The organism is Streptomyces sp. MUSC 14 (genome assembly GCF_001866675.1).
Lineage (GTDB): Bacteria > Actinomycetota > Actinomycetes > Streptomycetales > Streptomycetaceae > Streptomyces.
Genome location: NZ_MLYN01000024.1, coordinates 92885 through 111733 on the forward strand (window position 1 = coordinate 92885; position 18849 = coordinate 111733).

15 protein-coding genes are annotated in these 18849 nt (G+C 70.4%); 5 read left to right on the forward strand and 10 right to left on the reverse strand.

Annotation, left to right across the window (positions count from 1 at the left end; translation table 11 throughout):
- Positions 1 to 10 precede the first annotated feature (10 nt).
- The 7 genes from BIV25_RS15960 to BIV25_RS15990 form a co-directional block, all read right to left on the reverse strand.
- Complete coding sequence (locus tag BIV25_RS15960; RefSeq protein ID WP_071372988.1) at positions 11 to 1132, reverse strand: ABC transporter ATP-binding protein; 1122 nt, start codon at positions 1130 to 1132, stop codon at positions 11 to 13.
- 46 nt (positions 1133 to 1178) lie between these two features.
- The gene (locus BIV25_RS15965) at positions 1179 to 2201 is read right to left on the reverse strand and encodes an ABC transporter ATP-binding protein (RefSeq protein WP_071372989.1); all 1023 of its coding nucleotides are present in this window, start codon (positions 2199 to 2201) and stop codon (positions 1179 to 1181) included.
- 22 nt (positions 2202 to 2223) lie between these two features.
- Positions 2224 to 3204 carry an ABC transporter permease gene (locus tag BIV25_RS15970; protein ID WP_071372990.1) on the reverse strand — a complete coding sequence of 327 codons (981 nt, stop codon included), beginning with the start codon at positions 3202 to 3204 and terminating at the stop codon, positions 2224 to 2226.
- Between the two features lie 85 nt (positions 3205 to 3289).
- Positions 3290 to 5098, reverse strand: a complete 1809-nt coding sequence (locus tag BIV25_RS15975; RefSeq protein WP_071373054.1) for an ABC transporter substrate-binding protein — start codon at positions 5096 to 5098, stop codon at positions 3290 to 3292.
- A gap of 85 nt (positions 5099 to 5183) precedes the next feature.
- Positions 5184 to 6167, reverse strand: coding sequence for an ABC transporter permease (locus BIV25_RS15980; protein WP_071372991.1), 984 nt, complete (start codon positions 6165 to 6167; stop codon positions 5184 to 5186).
- Between the two features lie 178 nt (positions 6168 to 6345).
- On the reverse strand, positions 6346 to 8262 hold the full coding sequence (gene typA / locus BIV25_RS15985; RefSeq protein WP_071372992.1) for a translational GTPase TypA: 1917 nt from the start codon (positions 8260 to 8262) through the stop codon (positions 6346 to 6348).
- 163 nt (positions 8263 to 8425) lie between these two features.
- Positions 8426 to 10528, reverse strand: coding sequence for an ABC transporter family substrate-binding protein (locus BIV25_RS15990; protein ID WP_256255843.1), 2103 nt, complete (start codon positions 10526 to 10528; stop codon positions 8426 to 8428).
- 394 nt (positions 10529 to 10922) lie between these two features.
- Between BIV25_RS15990 and BIV25_RS15995 the strand changes: the two genes are divergently transcribed.
- Genes BIV25_RS15995 through BIV25_RS16010 form a run of 4 tightly spaced genes read left to right on the forward strand, consistent with a single transcriptional unit; the run spans position 10923 to position 14798 of the window.
- Positions 10923 to 11213, forward strand: coding sequence for a hypothetical protein (locus BIV25_RS15995; protein WP_071372994.1), 291 nt, complete (start codon positions 10923 to 10925; stop codon positions 11211 to 11213).
- 28 nt (positions 11214 to 11241) lie between these two features.
- Positions 11242 to 12063, forward strand: coding sequence for a hypothetical protein (locus tag BIV25_RS16000; RefSeq protein ID WP_071372995.1), 822 nt, complete (start codon positions 11242 to 11244; stop codon positions 12061 to 12063).
- An 18-nt stretch (positions 12064 to 12081) separates the two neighbouring features.
- Positions 12082 to 14031, forward strand: a complete 1950-nt coding sequence (locus BIV25_RS16005) for a fumarate reductase/succinate dehydrogenase flavoprotein subunit (protein ID WP_071372996.1) — start codon at positions 12082 to 12084, stop codon at positions 14029 to 14031.
- Positions 14028 to 14798 (forward strand): succinate dehydrogenase/fumarate reductase iron-sulfur subunit, encoded by a 771-nt coding sequence (locus BIV25_RS16010; protein WP_071372997.1) that lies wholly within the window; start codon positions 14028 to 14030, stop codon positions 14796 to 14798. Before BIV25_RS16005 ends, BIV25_RS16010 begins: the two co-directional genes overlap by 4 nt.
- Here BIV25_RS16010 and BIV25_RS16015 read toward each other — a convergent pair.
- From BIV25_RS16015 to BIV25_RS16025, 3 genes are read right to left on the reverse strand one after another with little or no spacing between them, the layout of a single operon-like run.
- Positions 14779 to 15093 carry a hypothetical protein gene (locus tag BIV25_RS16015; RefSeq protein WP_071372998.1) on the reverse strand — a complete coding sequence of 105 codons (315 nt, stop codon included), beginning with the start codon at positions 15091 to 15093 and terminating at the stop codon, positions 14779 to 14781. The two genes, BIV25_RS16010 and BIV25_RS16015, sit on opposite strands and share 20 nt — an antisense overlap.
- Positions 15090 to 16067 carry a phosphotransferase gene (locus tag BIV25_RS16020; protein WP_071372999.1) on the reverse strand — a complete coding sequence of 326 codons (978 nt, stop codon included), beginning with the start codon at positions 16065 to 16067 and terminating at the stop codon, positions 15090 to 15092. Before BIV25_RS16020 ends, BIV25_RS16015 begins: the two co-directional genes overlap by 4 nt.
- A 28-nt stretch (positions 16068 to 16095) precedes the next feature.
- The gene (locus BIV25_RS16025) at positions 16096 to 17169 is read right to left on the reverse strand and encodes a hypothetical protein (RefSeq protein ID WP_071373000.1); all 1074 of its coding nucleotides are present in this window, start codon (positions 17167 to 17169) and stop codon (positions 16096 to 16098) included.
- Between the two features lie 80 nt (positions 17170 to 17249).
- On the opposite strand from BIV25_RS16025, the gene BIV25_RS16030 reads away from it, so the two are divergent.
- Positions 17250 to 18821 carry a hypothetical protein gene (locus BIV25_RS16030; protein WP_071373001.1) on the forward strand — a complete coding sequence of 524 codons (1572 nt, stop codon included), beginning with the start codon at positions 17250 to 17252 and terminating at the stop codon, positions 18819 to 18821.
- The last annotated feature ends 28 nt before the right edge of the window (positions 18822 to 18849 follow it).

Genomic DNA, 18849 nt, shown 5'->3' on the forward strand with positions numbered 1-18849 from the left:
CCGCCGGGCTTCAGTCCCCCGCGCCCTCCTCCAGCGCCGCCAGCGCCGGGTCCAGGACGATGTCCTCGTCCCGTGCCTCGATCGTCGGCTCCTCCGGGAAGTGGCACGCCGTCAGGTGGCCCTCGTGGTTCCCGGAGAGCCGGACCAGCGGCGGTTCCTCCGTCGCACACTTGTCCTGTGCCTTCCAGCAGCGGGTGCGGAAGCGGCAGCCCGAGGGCGGGGCGATCGGGGACGGGACGTCGCCGGCCAGGCGGATGCGCTCGCGGCCCGCGCTGTCGTCGTCCGTGAGGTTCACCTCGGGTACGGCGGACAGCAGGGCGTGGGTGTAGGGGTGCCGGGGGCGGACGTAGATGGACTCGCGGTCGCCCACCTCGATGATCTTCCCGAGGTACATCACGGCGACGCGCTGCGAGAAGTGCCGGACGATCGCGAGGTCATGGGCGATGAAGACGAACGCGATGCCCAAGTCCCTCTGGACCTGCTGGAGCAGGTTCACGACCTGCGCCTGGATCGACACGTCCAGGGCGGACACGGGCTCATCCGCCACGATCAGCTTCGGTTCCATGGCCAACGCCCGTGCCACGCCGATGCGCTGGCGCTGGCCGCCGGAGAACTCGTGCGGGAAGCGGTTGTAGTGCTCGGGGTTGAGACCGACGATCTCCAGGAGTTCGCGGACGCGCTTCTCCCGGCCGCCCTCCGGCTGGATGTCGTTGATCTCCATCGGGCCGGAGATGATCGTGCCGACCGTCTGCCGCGGGTTAAGCGACGAGTACGGGTCCTGGAAGATCATCTGGATCTCGGAGCGGATCGGCGCCAGCTCCCTGCGGCCGGCGTGACTGATGTCCCGGCCGCGGTACGTGACCGATCCGGACGTCGGCTCCAGCAGCCGGGTGATCACCCGGCCGGTGGTCGACTTGCCGCAGCCCGACTCGCCGACCAGGCCGAAGCTCTCCCCGGCGTGCACGGTCAGGTCGATGCCGTCCACGGCCTGGACGTGGCCGACGGTCCGGCGGATCGGGAAGCCGCCCTTGACGGGGAAGTACTTGGTCAGCTTCGAGACCTGCAGCAACGGCTCCGCGTCCGTGCCCGTGCCCCGCTCGCGCGGAGCCGGGACGACCAGTTCCTCTGTCATGCCGGTGACCTCCTGGAACGTATGGAACGCCTGGAACGCTGTCGACCTAGCCCAGTCCGGGCTTGATCTCCTCGATGAAGATGGTCCGCTTCTGGTCCGCGGTGAGATGGCAGGCCGATGCCCGGTCGGGGGCGAGGAGCGGTCGCTCCCCCGTGCAGCGGCCGGTCCCCGCCACCCGGTCCTGGAAGGTGCAGCGGGGGTGGAAGCGGCAGCCGGACGGCGGGCGGAGCAGCGAGGGCGGTGTGCCGGGGATCGGGGACAGCCGGCCGCCGGGATCCGAGTCGAGGCGCGGCATGGAGTTCAGCAGACCCCAGGTGTACGGGTGCTGGGGCGAGCGCAGCACCTCGCGCGTGGTGCCCCGTTCCACCGCTCCGCCCGCGTACATCACCATGATGTCGTCGGCCATGTCGGCGATCACCCCCAGGTCGTGGGTGATGAAGATGATGCCGGATCCGAACTCCTGTTGCAGGTCCTTGAGCAGATCGAGAATCTGCGCCTGCACGGTCACGTCGAGGGCGGTGGTCGGTTCGTCGGCGATGAGCAGGTCGGGGTCGCAGACCAGCGCCATGGCGATCATCGCGCGCTGGCGCATACCGCCGGAGAACTGGTGCGGGTAGTCCTTCGCCCGCTCCTTCGGGTTCGGGATGCCGACCTTGCCGAGCATCTCCACGGCCCGCTCCCAGGCGGCCTTCTTGGAGGCGCCGTTGTGCTTCATGTACGGCTCGGCGATCTGCCGCCCGACGGTGTAGTACGGGGAGAGCGCGGTGAGCGGGTCCTGGAAGATCATGGCGACCTTGTTGCCGCGCAGCCTCTCCAGCTCGGACTCGCGCGCGGTGGTCAACTCCCGCCCGTCGAGAAGTATTTCGCCCTCGACCGTCGTGAACACGGGGTTGTGCAGGCCGAGGACGGTCAGATTGGTCACCGACTTGCCCGAGCCGGACTCCCCGACGATGCCGAGCGTCCTGCCCCGCTCCAGGTCGAAGGAGAGCCCGTCCACGGCCCGTACGACGCCGTCCTCGGTCCGGAAGCTGACGTACAGGTCCCGTACGGAGAGAAGGGGATTGCTCATGACGTCTGCTTCTCCTTCGGCCTCAGGACAGCCGCACGCGCGGGTCGATGAAGGCGTACGCGGCGTCGACGATGATGTTGAAGAGCAGGATCATGCTGGCCGAGAAGAGCATCACGCCGAGCAGCAGCGGCAGGTCGCTGAAGTTGACGGCCTGCACGGCGAGGTTGCCGAGGCCCGGCAGGCCGAAGGTGTACTCGGTGATGATGGCGCCGCCGAACAGCGAGCCGAGGTCGATGCCGAAGATGGTGACGATCGGGATGAGCGAGCCGCGCCAGGCGTAGCGGAAGAAGACGTACGCCCGGGACATGCCCTTGGCGCGGGCGGTGCGGACGTGTTCCTCCTGGAGCTGTTCGATCATCGAGGACCGGGCCATGCGGGTGTACTGCGCCGCGAAGATCGTGGACAGCACCACCCAGGGGATGACCAGGCCGCCGAACCAGCTGACCGGGTTCTGGGTGATCGGGGTGTAGGCGGGTTTGTCGAACCAGTGGGTCTGGTAGACGAGGACCGCGAGCGCCAGCGGGCCGAGGAAGTAGATCTGGAGCGAGCTGACGACCATGGCGCCGGCGGTGGCCGTCTTGTCGACCAGCGTGCCGCGCCGCCAGGCGGCGAGCAGTCCGGTGCCGAGGCCGACGAGCAGGAAGCACACGGCCGCGCCCAGGGTGAGCGAGACGGTGGTGGGCAGGCGGTCCATCAGCGTGCCCCAGACCTGCTCGTCGGTGTGGTACGAGTAGCCGAAGCAGGGGGCGGGGCACGGGCCCTGGGCGAACTGGCTGCTGCCCAGGACGAGGTTGTGCAGGAAGATCCAGTACTGCTCGGTGATGGGCTTGTCGAGGCCGAGCACATGGTGGATGTTCGCGATGCTGTCCGGGTTGCAGGTCTTGCCGCACATCAGGAGTGCCGGGTCCCGGGGCACCCCGAAGAAGAGCAGGAACGCGACGATGCTCAGCAGGAACAGGATGACGACGGCACCGATGATCCGGCGCACGAGGAAGCGCAGCATGACAGGCAGCTCTCAGACGTCGACGGCCGGGCCGGCTCCCGGCGCGCACCCTGACCGGGGCGCGCCGAGTGCCGTACGGGGACGGTTACTTGATGAAGAGTCGGCGCGGGTCGACGCCGCCGATCACGTCGTCGTAGACGAACCCGCCGACGCCCGAGCCGGCGATCTGGACCTGCTTGTAGTAGCCCGTCGGGACGACGTTGACCACCTTGGTCAGCAGGTACTTGTCGAGCTTCTCCCACTCGGCCGCGGCCTTGACCGGGTCGGTGATCGCGCTGATGCGGTCGATCTCGCTGTTCACGTGCGCGTCGTTGACCTGCGAGTAGTTCGCCGCGCCGTCGGCGATCTGCCGGCCGTCGAAGGAGGGCGGGATCACCGTGGAGGCGGACGGCCAGTCGGCACCCCACGCGCTGTGGAAGATGTCGTAGTTGTTGTTCAGCTTGGAGACCTGGTCGTAGTAGGTCTCGGACGGGATCTCCTGGCGCTGCACGTTGAATCCGGCCTTGCTCAGGCCCGCGGCCATGGCGGTGGAGTACTGCTGGCCCTCGTTGGTGTTGATGTAGCCGAAGGTCAGCTTCATGTTGAGCTTGCCGGCCTCCTGGAGCAGCTTCCTCGCCTTCGCCGGGTCGCCGCCGGGGTTCTTCTTCTTGCCGAAGGGGTCGAAGGCGGGGTCGTAGCCGGAGACGGTCGGGGAGATGATGCCGCCCGCGACCTCCATGGCGTCGGTGCCGCCGTAGGCCCGCACGAACGGCGAGATCGGCAGGGCGTAGGCGATGGCCTCGCGGACCCGGATGTCCTTCATCTCGGGCTTGCTCATGTTGATGTTCATCTGGCCGACGTAGGGCTGGTAGCCGGCGACCGTGCGGGACTTGAGCTTCGGGTCCCCGAGCACCCGGGAGAGGTTGCCCGCGTCGACCTGGTTGCTGAAGCTGACGCCGGTCCGGTCGGGCCCGCTGTCGGCGAGCAGCGCCTTGGTGGAGGTCTCGTACTGCTGGTTGAAGGTGATGTTGAACCGGTCCACGTACTGGTGCCGGATCGGGTCCGTCTTCGGGTCCCAGTTCGGGTTCTTGACCAGCACCATCGACTTGCCGGACTGGAACGACTGGATCTTGTACGGTCCGGTGGTGACCGGGTTCTTGTCGTACTTCTGCTGGGTGTCGCCCTTGGCGGAGACGACGGCGTAGCCGGCCATCGCGAGGGTGTACGGCAGGTCCGGGTGCGGCTTGGCGAAGTGGAAGACGATGGTCTTCGCGTCGGGCGTGGACAGGACGCTGTCCGGCAGGTGCTTGCCCTTGTAGGGACCGTCGGGGAGCAGCTTGCGGTAGCCGGTGCCCGAGGTGTTCGCGAGCCACTGCTGGAGGTAGCTCGGGCCCTGGGTGATGAAGGGCGCGAAGAGGCGCTCGACGGTCTGGCGGACGTCCGCGGAGGTGATCGGGGTGCCGTCCTCGAACTTGATGCCGTCCTTGAGCGTGTACTTCCAGGTCTTGCCGCCGTCGGTGGTGGTGCCGGAGTCGGTGGCGAGGTCGCCGACCACCTCGTGCTGGTGGCCGTCGTCGCTGGTCGCCTTGTAGCCGGTGAGGCCTCTGTGGATCAGCTGTGCCATCGCCATCTGGTCCTGGACGTAGATCTGGGCCGGGTCGAGGTGGGCGTAGCTGTCGCGGGCGAGCACCTCCATGGCACCGCCGGACTTGGCGCCGGGTACCGGGGCCGCGGGGCCGGTGGAGTCTGCGGCGTCCCCGAACTTGATGGGCGCCTGCTGGCTCTTGGCGTTCTGCTGGTCCTTCTTGTCGTTCGTGCCGGTGTCGCTGCCGCCCTTGCTGCAACCGGTGAGCACGAGTGCTCCGGCCGCGAGCACGCAGAGTGCGCCGTATGCGTGGCGTCCGCCCCTACTCATCACGAGGATCCCACCCATCTGTGAAACTGACGTTTCCGTCGGATTGCGGTGCCGGGAGTGCGGTACGGGAGTTGCGGTACGGGGGTCAGCGCGCGGTCTTGGGGTCGAAGGCGTCTCTGACCGAGTCCCCGAGCAGGTTGAACGCGACGACGAAGATGATCATCGAGATGCCGGGGAAGAACATGTAGGTGATGTCGTTCTCCATCACCAGTTGGGTGGACGCCTTGGAGAACATCTGCCCCCAGTCCGGCGTCGGTTCGACGATGCCCACGCCGAGGAAGGACAGACCGGCCTCGGCGGTCACGAAGTTGGGCAGCAGATAGGTCGCCTGCACCAGCAGCGGGGTCACGATGTTCGGCAGGATCTCCTTGCGGATGATCCGCCACGGCGAGGCGCCGCTGACCTTGGCCGCCTCGATGAACTCCCGTTCGCGCAGGGCGAGTGCGGTGCCGCGCAGGATGCGGCCGAGGCCCATCCAGCCCAGGAACCACTGCACGAGGATCAGGGCGATCACCCGGACGTAGGTGGGGGTCTGGTCACGGGGGCTGACGAACAGGGAGACGACGACCGGCATGCTCGCGATGAAGAACAGCTGGGCCGGGAAGGCGAGCAGGAAGTCGATGACCCGGCCGAGGACGTAGTCGGTCCGGCCGCCGAGATAGCCGGCCGTGACGCCGAGCAGGATGGCGGTCACGACGACCGCGACGGTGACGGCCACCGAGATCATCAGCGAGGTGCGGATGCCGTAGACCAGCTTGGTGAAGACGTCGTAGCCGTTGCCGGGTTCGAGTCCGAACCAGAAGTCGGCGCTGATACCGCCGTTGGGCTTCACCGGCACACCGGCGCTGTCGAAGAGGTCCGGGCGCTCGTCCGCGTACACCGTGTACGGATTCTTGCCGTACACCTTGGAGATCAGCGGCGCGAGCAGGCCGATCAGGAAGAAGCAGCCCACGACGTAGGCCGAGATGACGCCCGTGCGGTCGCGCTTGAAGCGCAGCCACATCAGGCGGCCGGGCGACCGGCCCTCTAGCTTGACGGCATCGGCTTCTGTCTCGACAGTACTTGCCACGGTTTATCCGTTTCAAGGTGTGAGTGATCCAGGCATGCACCAACAGGAGGGGGTTTCGCGGCTAACTATCTGCCATGGCCCGACTACCGACCACTGCCCGTAGATCTCAATTCAGTCACGGGCAGCACAGAGCCCGGGCACCCCACCCTCGGGGCACCCGGGCTCAACTACCGGTGGATCAGCCGTGCTTGGCGCGGCTCGCGGCGCGGGCGCGCTCGCGGGCGTCCAGGTTCACCTTGCGGATGCGAACGGCCTCCGGAGTCACCTCGACGCACTCGTCGTCACGGCAGAACTCCAGCGACTGCTCCAGCGACAGCTTGCGCGGCGGCACGATCGACTCGGCCACGTCGGCCGTCGAGGACCGCATGTTGGTGAGCTTCTTCTCCTTGGTGATGTTGACGTCCATGTCGTCGGAGCGGGAGTTCTCGCCGACGATCATGCCCTCGTACACCTCGGTGCCCGGCTCGGTGAAGAGCACGCCGCGCTCCTGGAGGTTCGTCATCGCGAACGCGGTGACGGCGCCGGAGCGGTCGGCGACCAGCGAGCCGTTGTTACGGGTCTGGAGCGTGCCGAACCAGGGCTCGTGGCCCTCGTGGATGGAGTGGCCGATGCCCGTGCCGCGGGTCTGGGTCAGGAACTCGGTCCGGAAACCGATCAGACCGCGGGACGGCACGACGAACTCCATGCGCACCCAGCCGGAGCCGTGGTTGGACATGTTGTCCATGCGGCCCTTGCGGACGCCCATGAGCTGCGTGACCGCGCCCATGTGCTCCTCGGGCACGTCGATCGTCATGCGCTCGACCGGCTCGTAGACCTTGCCGTCGACGTCCTTGGTGACGACCTGGGGCTTGCCGATGGTCAGCTCGAAGCCCTCGCGGCGCATCTGCTCGACCAGGATGGCGAGCGCCAGCTCACCACGGCCCTGGACCTCCCAGGCGTCCGGCCGGTCGGTCTCCAGGACGCGCAGCGAGACGTTACCGATCAGCTCGCGGTCCAGGCGGTCCTTGACCTGGCGGGCGGTGACCTTGCGGTCCTTCACGGCCGACTTCGCGTCGGCGCCCTTGCCGGTGCCGCCCCGGCCGACCAGCGGCGAGGTGTTCGTACCGATGACCATGGAGATCGCGGGCTCGTCGACCGTGATCAGCGGCAGCGGGATCGGGTTCTCGGTGTCGGCCAGGGTCTCGCCGATCATGATGTCCGGGATACCGGCGACCGCGCAGATGTCACCCGGGCCGGCCACCTCGGCGGGCTTGCGAGTGAGCGCCTCGGTCATCATCAGCTCGGAGATGCGCACGTTGCTGATGGTGCCGTCGCGCTTGATCCAGGCGACCGTCTGGCCCTTGCGCAGCTCGCCCTGCTCGACGCGGAGCAGCGCGATACGGCCGAGGAAGTTGTCGGCGTCGAGGTTGGTGACGTGGGCCTGGAGCGGCGCGTCCTCGTCGTACGTCGGGGCCGGGATGTGCTCCAGGATCGTGGAGAAGAAAGGCTCCAGGCTGTCGCTGTCGGCCGGGACCGTGCCGTCGGCCGGCTTGGTCAGCGAGGCGACGCCGTCACGGCCGCAGGCGTAGACGATCGGGAACTCGATCTGGTCCTCGTCCGCGTCCAGGTCCAGGAACAGGTCGTAGGTCTCGTTGACGACCTCGTCGATCCGGGAGTCCGGGCGGTCCGTCTTGTTGATGCACAGGATGACGGGCAGGCGCTGCTGGAGCGCCTTGCGCAGCACGAAGCGGGTCTGCGGCAGCGGGCCCTCGGAGGCGTCCACGAGCAGCACGACGCCGTCGACCATCGACAGACCGCGCTCGACCTCGCCGCCGAAGTCGGCGTGGCCGGGGGTGTCGATGATGTTGATCGTGATGGGCTCCCCGCCGTCCTTGGGGTGGTACTTCACCGCCGTGTTCTTGGCGAGGATCGTGATGCCCTTCTCACGCTCCAGGTCGTTCGAGTCCATCACCCGGTCGTCGACCTGGTCGAGCTGGTGGGCGGCGAACGCGCCGGCCTGCTTCAGCATGCCGTCGACGATGGTGGTCTTGCCGTGGTCGACGTGGGCGACGATGGCGACGTTGCGGATGTCGTGACGCGTAGAAGACGCCGTCATAAGTTGCCGTACTCCCGGATGGTGAGGAAAGCCTGCGCGTACGTCTGCGTTACGCGGGCCTTGCCGGGCTTGACACGCCACGGCCTCACCCCATGGTACGTGGCCCCGAGCCGGTCGGCCTCCTCAGGGCCGTGTGATCATCACCGCGGAGGCCGGGCGGCGGTCACTTCGTGGGGCTGGGGGAGATCTTCGCACCCTTCTTCAGATAGCCCATGTCCTCGTAGACGGGCGTCTGGAATCCGAACGCGCCGACGTTGACGAGGTTCTTCCGCGTCCCCACCAGCTGCGGCCGCTGGTACAGCGGAATCGATCCGGCAGCGGCCCAGATCCTGGAGTCGGCCTTCCTGATCAGGTCCCGCGCCTCGCCCTCGTCCAGGGTCGCCGCGGCCTGGTCGAAGAGCTGGTCCACCTGGTCCGTGCCGACCCGTGTGTAGTTCTGCTCGACGTTCACCGAGCCGTCGGCGGCGGGCACAGGCTTGGCGTAGATCGGGCGGGCGTCGGTCGCCGGGTACGCGGACGACGGCCACGAGTACAGCGCGAGGTCGTAGTCGCCGGAGGCGATGTGGTCCTTGAAGTAGCTCTCGTCCGGGACCTTGCTGATCGTCGTGCGGATGCCGACCCGGTCCAGCATCGCGGAGATCCGCTCGGCGACCGCGTGCAGCGTCTCGGAGCCGGGCCCGGAGGGGAGCACGAAGCGCAGCGCGAGCGCCTTGCCGTCCTTGGCGAGCGGCCCGGCCGGGACACCGGCCGGGGCCGCCGTGCCCTTGGGGGCGTACGCGCCGGGCACTCCCCCCTGCCTGCCCTCCTGCGCGAGGTGCCGGTCGCCGCCGTCGCCCCGGCCGCCGCTCTTGTTGTCGTCCTCGCCGACGACGTACTGCCCGTCCTTGCCGCCGTCCGACGGCTTCTGCCTGCCGGCCTTGTCGCTCTCGGGGCCGGCCGCCTTCTTGCCCTTCTTCTGCTCCTTGACCGGGCCGCCCGCCACCCAGCCGGCGTCGGCGAGCAGCGCCGCGGCCTCCTTGGTGTCCGCCTGCCCGAGGGCGCCGCTGCTGTCGGCGTAGTCGCTCTGCCCGGACAGGGCGAGGTGGCTGCCGACCGGGACCGCGGGCAGGCCCAGCGGGGTGAGCACCAGCTTGGCCAGTTCCTTGCGGTCTAGGGCGCGGGCGATCGCCCGGCGGACCCGCTCGTCGGCGAGGGGGCCCTCGGAGCCGTTGAGGGCGAGCTGGGTGTAGGTGGGCTCCAGCGACTTGCGGACGTCGAAGGCGCGCAGCGCCTGCTGCTCGTCCAGGTACGCGCCGACGTCCTTGCGCAGCTCGTTCTCGTCGGCCCTGGCCTTGTCGGGGCCGAAGCCGTGCGCCCGCGCCCAGGAGCGCAGCTTCTTCACGGAGGTCCTGCCGGAGCCCTGGAGCGGGCTTCCGGCACCCTGGGCGGCGAGCCCGATCAGCTGGGCCTCGGCGGGGTCGATGTCGGCGACGTCCAGGCTGCCGTCGGCGAGCGCGGCGGCCCGCTTGTCGCGGGGTACGGCGTGCAGCTCGATCTGGGTCAGCTTGGCCGGCCTGCCCCACCAGCGGGGGTTACGGGTGAGGACGACGTCCTTCGCGGCGGTGTCGACCTTGTCGACCCGGAAGGGTCCGGCGGTGACCTGGAGCTTGCGCCGGGCGCCGTCGTTGAAGGCGTCCGGGCTGCCCATGACCTGCTTCGGGTACAGCGGCGAGAACAGCGACTTCCAGTCGGCGTAGGGACGCGCGAAGGTGACCCGGACCTGGAGGTCACTGGCGCCGCGCTCGATCTTCTCGATGCGGTCGTAACCGGCGTTGCGGGCCGTCCAGTACGAGCTGTCCTTGCCGGACAGGGCGTGCCACTGGGCGACGAAGTCGGCGGCGCCGATCTCCCGGCCGTCGCTCCAGACGGCCTGCTGGTTCAGCTTGTACAGCACCACCTGGCGCGGCTCGGTCTCGATGACCTTGGCCGATTCCAGGTAGGCGGAGTCGGGCACCGGCCGCCCCTCGGCGTCGAGGCGGAACATCGACGGCAGGACGGCCTGGGCGATCCGGGTGGTGCCGGCGTCGGCGTCGGCCTGGAAGGTGTTCAGGGTCTCCGGGACGGCGTCGACGGCCCACTTCAGCGTCCCGCCGTCGGCGACCTGGTCCCGGGCGGCCGGGGCGATGTCCAGCCCGGCGAGCGGCTTGCCGGCCTCGTCGACGTCGGAGCCGCAGCCCGCGAGGAACGGCACGAGGGCGCCGGCCGCCAGGAAGGCGACCGAGCGCATGAAGTGCCGCGAAGTGCACTTGGCCGGCCGCGGCACCGTCGTGGCTGAGCGCGCAGTTCCCCGCGCCCCTTCGGGGCGCTGTCGCTGCCGCACGTCGTGAGACATCTCTGCTACCTCCGGGAAGCCGCGGGCGTTATGATCACGTTTGGCGGTATATGGAGCTGATCAGATCTATGCGGCCCACTGAAGAGGAAAGGATCCGGCAACCGAGGGCGACACGGCGATGACGGGTAGTGACCTCACCCGTGTGGCGCAACACCACCGCTGATGCATCCGTACGCCTCCGCCAATCGCTGCACATGCCTTCACATCGGCACGTGTGACGCGCAACACTCCAAGGCGCATGAACGTTGCCGCCCAGGGCCCGCCGGACCCGCGGAAGTGAGGGCACACCATGTCCGTGCACGACGACATCGCCTCGGTCCAGCGCTCCCTCGACGAACTGAACCGCTCGCTGGGGCGCCTGGAGCACCAGCTCGGCAGCAACGGCCTGGAGATGCGCCGGGTCCGGATGGACGCCGACCATCTGCGCGAAAGCCTCGGGCTGCTGCGCGACGCGGCCGACAACGGCACCGCGCCCCGCCGGCCCGACCTCGTCACCATCTCCGACACGCCGTACGACCGCTCCCTGTGGATCGATACGGACGACGAGGGGCTGGGGGCCCGCGACCGCCACGCCCCCTGAACCGACCTGAACCGACCGGAGTCATCCCTTGGCCACTGGTACGGAACCCCAACAGAACAGCGGCGGCGTACGGACCCGTACGCGCGCCGCGATCGCCGCCCCGCATCTGCGGACCGACCGCTGGTGGCTGGCCCCCGCCGTCACCGCGGCCGGTCTGCTCGCCTTCGTCGTCTACTCGACGTGGCGGGCCTTCGCAGGCGCGGACTACTACGCGGCGCCGTACGTCTCGCCGTTCTACTCGCCCTGCCTGGCACAGAACTGCAAGACCATGCACGCCGGCCCGAACGCCGACCTCTTCGGGAGCTGGTGGGGCATCTCCCCCGCCATCATCATCCTGATCTTCCCGCTCGGCTTCCGGCTGACCTGCTACTACTACCGCAAGGCGTACTACCGCAGCTTCTGGGCGTCCCCGCCCGCCTGCGCCGTCGCCGAGCCGCACGCGAAGTACACCGGCGAGAGCCGCTTCCCGCTGATCCTCCAGAACGTCCACCGGTACTTCTTCTACGCCGCCCTGCTGGTCGCAGGCGTGCTGACCTACGACACCGTGCTGTCGTTCCGCGACACGCACTACCGGTGGGGCCACATGGGCCTCGGCACCCTGGTCTTCCTGGTCAACATCGTGCTGATCTGGGCGTACACCGTCTCCTGCCACTCGTGCCGGCACATCGTGGGCGGCAAGCTCAGGCACTTCTCCCAACACCCCGTGCGCTACAAGGCGTGGCAGTTCGTCGGCCGGCTCAACGCCCGGCACATGCAGCTGGCGTGGGCGTCACTGTTCAGCGTGTGGCTCGCCGACTTCTACGTCTATCTCGTCGCGTCCGGGGTCTTCGCCGACCCGCGCTTCTTCTAGGAACAGGTGAGCCGACTGATGTCCGTGGTGGACCGGCAGGAGTGGGACGTCGTCGTGGTCGGTGCCGGCGGCGCCGGGCTGCGGGCCGCGATCGAGGCACGCGAGCGGGGCGCCCGTACGGCGGTGATCTGCAAGTCGCTGTTCGGCAAGGCGCACACGGTGATGGCCGAGGGCGGCATCGCGGCGGCGATGGCCAACGCCAACGAGCACGACACCTGGCAGGTCCACTTCCGCGACACGATGCGCGGCGGCAAGTTCCTGAACCAGTGGCGGATGGCCGAGCTGCACGCGCGGGAGGCCCCGGACCGGGTGTGGGAGCTGGAGACCTGGGGCGCGCTGTTCGACCGCACGAAGGACGGCAGGATCTCGCAGCGCAACTTCGGCGGCCACGAGTACCCGCGCCTCGCCCACGTCGGCGACCGTACGGGCCTGGAGCTGATCCGCACGCTCCAGCAGAAGATCGTCGCCCTCCAGCAGCAGGACTTCAGGGAGACCGGGGACTACGAGTCCCGGCTGAAGGTCTTCCAGGAGTGCACGGTCACGAGGGTCCTGAAAGACGGTTCACGGGTGTCCGGTGTCTTCGCCTACGAGCGCGAGAGCGGCCGCTTCTTCGTCCTGGAGGCTCCCGCCGTCGTGGTCGCGACCGGCGGGATCGGCAAGTCGTTCAAGGTGACGTCGAACTCGTGGGAGTACACGGGCGACGGGCACGCGCTGGCCCTGCTGGCGGGCGCGCCCCTGCTGAACATGGAGTTCGTGCAGTTCCACCCGACCGGCATGGTCTGGCCGCCGTCGGTGAAGGGCATCCTCGTCACCGAGTCGGTGCGCGGCGACGGCGGGGTGCTCAGGAACTCCGAGGGCAAGCGGTTCATGTTCGACTACGTTCCGGACGTCTTCAAGGAGAAGTACGCCGAGTCGGAGGAGGAGGGCGACCGGTGGTACGAGGATCCGGAGCACAACCGCCGCCCCCCTGAGCTGCTCCCCCGCGACGAGGTCGCCCGCGCGATCAACTCCGAGGTGAAGGCGGGCCGGGGCTCGCCGCACGGCGGGGTCTTCCTGGACGTCTCCACGCGCATGCCCGCCGAGGTCATCCGGCGCCGACTGCCCTCGATGTACCACCAGTTCAAGGAGCTGGCGGACGTCGACATCACGGCGGAGGCGATGGAGGTCGGCCCGACCTGCCACTACGTGATGGGCGGCATCGCCGTCGACTCCGACACGGCGGCGGCGCGCGGGGTGCCGGGGCTGTTCGCGGCCGGTGAGGTGGCGGGCGGCATGCACGGCTCCAACCGGCTCGGCGGCAACTCGCTGTCCGACCTGCTGGTGTTCGGCCGCCGGGCCGGCTGGCACGCGGCCGAGCACGCCGCGCGGCACGCGGGCGACCGGCCGGCCGTCGACGACGCCCAGGCCGACGCGGCGTCCGCCGAGGCGCTGCGGCCCTTCTCGGCGGAGGCGGAGGCGGGCGCGGACCGGACGGGCGCGGCGGGCCCGCCGGAGAACCCGTACACCCTGCACCAGGAACTCCAGCAGACCATGAACGACCTGGTCGGCATCATCCGCCGCGAGGGCGAGATGAGCGAGGCCCTGGAGAAGCTCGCCGAGCTGCGCCTGCGCGCCCGCCGCGCCGGGGTGGAGGGCCACCGCCAGTTCAACCCGGGCTGGCATCTCGCCCTGGACCTCAGGAACATGCTGCTGGTCAGCGAGTGCGTGGCCCGCGCGGCGCTGGAGCGCACCGAGTCGCGCGGCGGCCACACCCGCGAGGACCACCCCACGATGGACCGCCGGTGGCGCAACGCGAACCTGCTGTGCGCCCTCGCCGATCCCACCGGCGGCCTCGCGGCCACCGACCCCGCCCGCGGGCAGATCCGCCTCACCCGCGAGACCACCGAACCCATCCGCCCGGACCTGCTCGCCCTCTTCGAGAAGGAGGAGCTGGTCAAGTACCTCGCCGAAGAGGAGCTGTACGAGTGAGCAGCTACGAGGCCCGCTTCAAGGTGTGGCGGGGTGACATCGAGGGCGGAGGCCTTCGGGACTTCACCGTCGAGGTGAACGACGGCGAGGTGGTCCTCGACATCATCCACCGCCTCCAGGCCACCCAGGCGCCCGACCTGGCCGTGCGCTGGAACTGCAAGGCGGGCAAGTGCGGTTCGTGCTCGGCGGAGATCAACGGCCGGCCCCGGCTGATGTGCATGACGCGCATGTCGGTGTTCTCCCGCGACGAGACGATCACCGTGACCCCGATGCGCGCCTTCCCGGTGATCCGCGACCTGGTGACGGACGTCGGCTTCAACTACCAGAAGGCCAGGGAGGTCCCCGCGTTCGTACCGCCCGCCGGGGTGGGCCCCGGCGAGTACCGGATGATGCAGGAGGACGTGGACCGCTCGCAGGAGTTCCGCAAGTGCATCGAGTGCTTCCTGTGCCAGAACACCTGCCATGTGGTGCGCGACCACGAGGAGAACAAGCCGGCGTTCGCGGGCCCGCGCTTCCTGATGCGGATCGCCGAGCTGGACATGCACCCGCTGGACGAGGCCGCCGAGACGGGCCTCGACCGGGGCCGCACCGCCCAGGACGAACACGGCCTCGGCTACTGCAACATCACCAAGTGCTGCACGGAGGTCTGCCCCGAGGGCATCCACATCACGGACAACGCCCTGATCCCGATGAAGGAACGCGTGGTCGACCGCAAGTACGACCCGCTGGTGTGGCTGGGCTCGAAGATCAGGAGGCGGACGCCGTAGCGCCGCGGCCGGGGCGCTGGGCGAGGTGCTGGACGGCCATCCCACCCATCCACAGACACCACCCGAGGCCCGCGAAACCTGCCGGCCCCGCGTCGGCGAGCGGCCCGAGGAACAGGAACAGGCCCAGCCCGACGGCGGTCGCCAGCGCCCCGTACCCCCACAGCCGTGGCCGCAGCACCCTGCGCCGGGCCACCGGGGGCACCCACTCCGCGACGACGGCCGCGACACCGGCCACACCCATGAACGCCACGGCCACCCCGGCCGCCACCGCCAGGAACACGTGCATGTCGATCATGCTCCCACCAGCGCCAGGGCCTCCGCCAGGTTGAACTCGGCGATGGCGCGCATGGATTCCGTCAAGGGGAAGTCCCCGTCGAGCAGTCGCAGGGGGCCGGCGACGAGGTCGAGGTGCAGTGCCAGCCGGTACAGCCGCAGCCGGTCCTCGTCCAGGCCGTCGGCGCGCAGGACGTCGTAGTGCGGCCCGAAGCGCAGCCGCAGGAAGACGTGCTCCCACTCGGCGTCGAAGTACATCAGCCCTTCGATGTCGATCAGGACGGGGCTGCCGTGGTCGTCCAACAGGACGTGGTCCGGGCCGAGTTCGCCGTGCACCAGGACATGGGCGGCGCGCGGACGGACCTGCGCGGCCAGGGCGCGCACGGCGTCCTCCAGCCGCTCCCGGGCCGCGGCGATCCGCGGCTCGCGTACGGCGGTCCGGGCGATGTCGGCCAGGGCGCGGTCGGTGACCAGCCCGGCACAGGAATCCCCGTGGGCCGTACCGCCGTTGTCGATCACGGCCACCTTGCCGTAGGCGGTGCAGCGGGCGCCGTGCAGTGTGCGCAGGGTGTCGGCGAGCCGGTTCAGGGCCGGGAGGGCGGCGTCCGGATCCCGGTGCAGCGCCTCCTCCAGGCTGCCGCTGCCGCCCAGGTCCTCGACCACGGCCGCGCCCGCCACGGGGTCCACGTGGAGCAGGCGCGGGGTGCGGACACCGGCGGCGGTGAGACGGTCGTGGGAGGCCGTGAACAGGTCGAGCCCGGAGGCGTGCGAGAAGGGGTCGCGGGGATCGGCGGCGGCAGGGCTCCAGTAGTCCTCGTCCGGTGCCCAGACGTAGGCGATCGCGGTGCCGCCGTCGTCGAGGCCGAGCCGGTAGACGCCCTTCTTGGAGCCGCCGCGCAGCCGGGTGACGGCGCGGAGCGTGCGGTGCGGGCCGAGGGCGGCGCGGGCGAGGGGCGCGAGGTCGGCGACGGTCCGGGGGTGTCGGGTCTCGGTCACCGCCGGGAGTCTTCCGGGGCGGGAGGGCTCACCGCACCCAGTTTTCCCGGTAGGCGCGCCAGTCGGCCTCCGTCGCCGCGAAGTCCACGTACAGCGCGACGCCGAAGCGGACCCGGTCGGCGTCGGTGCGGGACAGACCGAGCCGGACCCCGCGCACGGCGGCCGGGACGGTCTCCGCGTGGGCCCAGTGGCCGAAACGGTTCTCGTGGTAGAAGGGCAGGCCCATGAGGAGGTCGGTGGTCTCGGGGGTCACCTCCAGGGCGAGGCTCGTCTGCTGGGCCACGTAACCGCCGTACAGGCTCTGCAACGGCTGCATGGTGTCGTACGACATCACGGCGATCTGGTCCACGCGCCGCGCCACCTGCCCGAAGTAGGCCTGCGACCACCACTTGGGGTGGCCGGTGGTCGTGCCCCAGAGGGAGTGGAACGCGGGCAGCGGGTCGATCTGGTGGGCGGCGACGGACAGCAGCGCGTGCCGGGCACGGGTGAGGGTGTGCAGGCCGTCCAGGAGGGAGAGGTAGTGGCGGTCGCCGGAGTGCAGCGGCTCCAGGTCGACATGCACACCGTCGTAGCCGGCGGCGAGGACGCGGCGGGCGGAGGCGAGGATCGCGGCGCGGGTGGCGGCGCGCTCCAGGTGCAGCCCGTCGGGGCTCTCGGTGGCCAGCTCGTCGCCGAGCCAGGCCTGCACCCGGACCCCGGGCAGTTCCCGGTGCACGGCCGAGACCAGCAGGCGGGCCTCGGGATAAGCCGAGTCGGGCAGTGTGCCGTCGTGTTCCAGCGGGCCGGAGTGGACGTACAGGTCGCGGATGCCGGTGTCCTTCAGCCGCCGGGCGAGTGCGCGCACGTCGCCGTCGTTCTTGCGGCCGTCGACCCAGGCGTGGCCCAGCCAGATGGCGTCCTGGCCGCGGGTGGTGGTGCCGGGTCGCGGGGTGCCGGTGTCGTTGACGCGCAGGGCCGTCTCGTCGGTGAGGAGGGGGACGAGCAGGACGGCGAGGCCGGCGAGGGCCCAGCGCAGGACGCGCCGGCGGAGCCTCTTCCTCCGGCTGCCACCGGCCTCCGCGGAGGAGGTCAGGTCTCGCTGCCCTGTGCCGTTGTCGTCCATTTTCGGCCCCCTCTCCCCTTGTCCCCCGCCCGTATCCGCCCCGCTCGCGAAGGCGCCTACCTGCCCATACGCTCCGAAATGTGACGTCCTCCCTCATCCGGGGCCGGCCCCGGCGCGCCAAGGCGCACATACCGGTGCGGCTGGCGCACGCCGTGCTGGGCGCCGCGGCCGGGGTCGGGTGGCTGGTGTTGCCGGTGATGACGGTGGCGACGCAGGATCCGGTTCCCGCGACGGCCGGCGGGACGGTCGCGAGCGCCGCCGCGGCCCAGCAGGACGGTACGTCCACGGCGGACCTCGTGCTGCCCCTCGTCGCCGGGGGCGCGGCCGTGGTGCTGGCCGGTTACGGCTGTCTGCGCCGTACCCGCCGCGCCCGTACCCGCACGACGCCGGGGGTCGTCCCGGCGGCACCGGCCGCCCCCACCGCGGCGGACTTCGACCGCCAGGCCCGCACCGCGCTGGTGACGGCCGACGACTGTGTCCGTACGAGCCGGGAGGAACTCTCCTTCGTCCGGCAGCGGTTCGCACGGCCGGACACCGAGGTCTTCGCCCACGCCCTGCGGGCCGCCGAGACCGAACTGTCGGCCGCGTGCGCGATCTGGCGGCGCTACGAGCAGGGGGTGCCGCGGGACCCGGCGGCCCGGCGGCAGGCGTTGGTCGGGGTGATCGGCCGGTGCGCGGAGGTCGGGCGCCGGCTGGATTCCGAGGCGGCGGAGCTGGACCTGCTGCGGGGGCTGGAGGGGCCGGGGCTGGCCGAGGCGCTGGAGGTTGCCGAGGGGCGCTTCCGGGAACTGGCGGGGCGGACGGTGACCGCGCAGGAGACGCTGGCCGCGCTGCGCGAGCGCTGTGCACGGTCTGCCGTCGAGCCGGTCACCGGGTACGTCGAACAGGCCAAGGACAGGCTCGTGTTCGCCACCTCGCAGCTCAACGAGGCCCGGCAGGCCGCCGACCGCGACGACGGCGACCTGGCCGCCCGCCGGCTGCGCGCCGCCGAGGGCGCGGTGGCGCAGGCCGAGGTGCTGATATCCGGGGTGGACCGGGTGGCCGGGCAGCTGCGGGCGGCGGCCGGTCTGCTGCCGGCCGCGCTGACCGGCGCGGAGGCGGAACTGGCGGCGGCCCGGCGCGGGGGCGCGCGCAAACCCCTGCCGTACGGCGAGCTGCACGCCCGGCTGACGCACGCGGACACCGTGCTGGCCACCGTGCGCGACGAGATGACGTCGGGCCCGTACGACCCGCTGGACGCCCTGTACCGGATGACGCGGGCGGTGGAACGTCTGGAGAACGGCCACGCGGGCGTGCTGTCCGTGGCGGCGCTGCTGGTGGCGCGCGGCTCGGTGGCCGGGGCGGAGGAGTTCATAGGGGTGCACCGGGGCGCGGTGGGCGCGGAGGCCCGGGTGCGGTTGGCGGAGGCGGTGCGCGACCTGTCCGCGGGAGACGTTGCGGGGGCCGACCGGGCGGCCCGGGATTCCCGGGACCGGGCCGAACAGGACGTCCGCTCCCACGGCACCCCGTACACCGCCGTCTCCACGGCCGCCCCCGGCGTGCCGGGCGCGGTCCTGGGCGGTCTCCTCCTCGCGGAGGAGGAGGACGGAGGCCCGCCGGCGAGCTACGGTGGCCCGGAGACCAGGGGCCGCCGCCGGCTGGCTCCGTCGTGACGGCGAACCGGAGTCGGCGTGTCGCCTG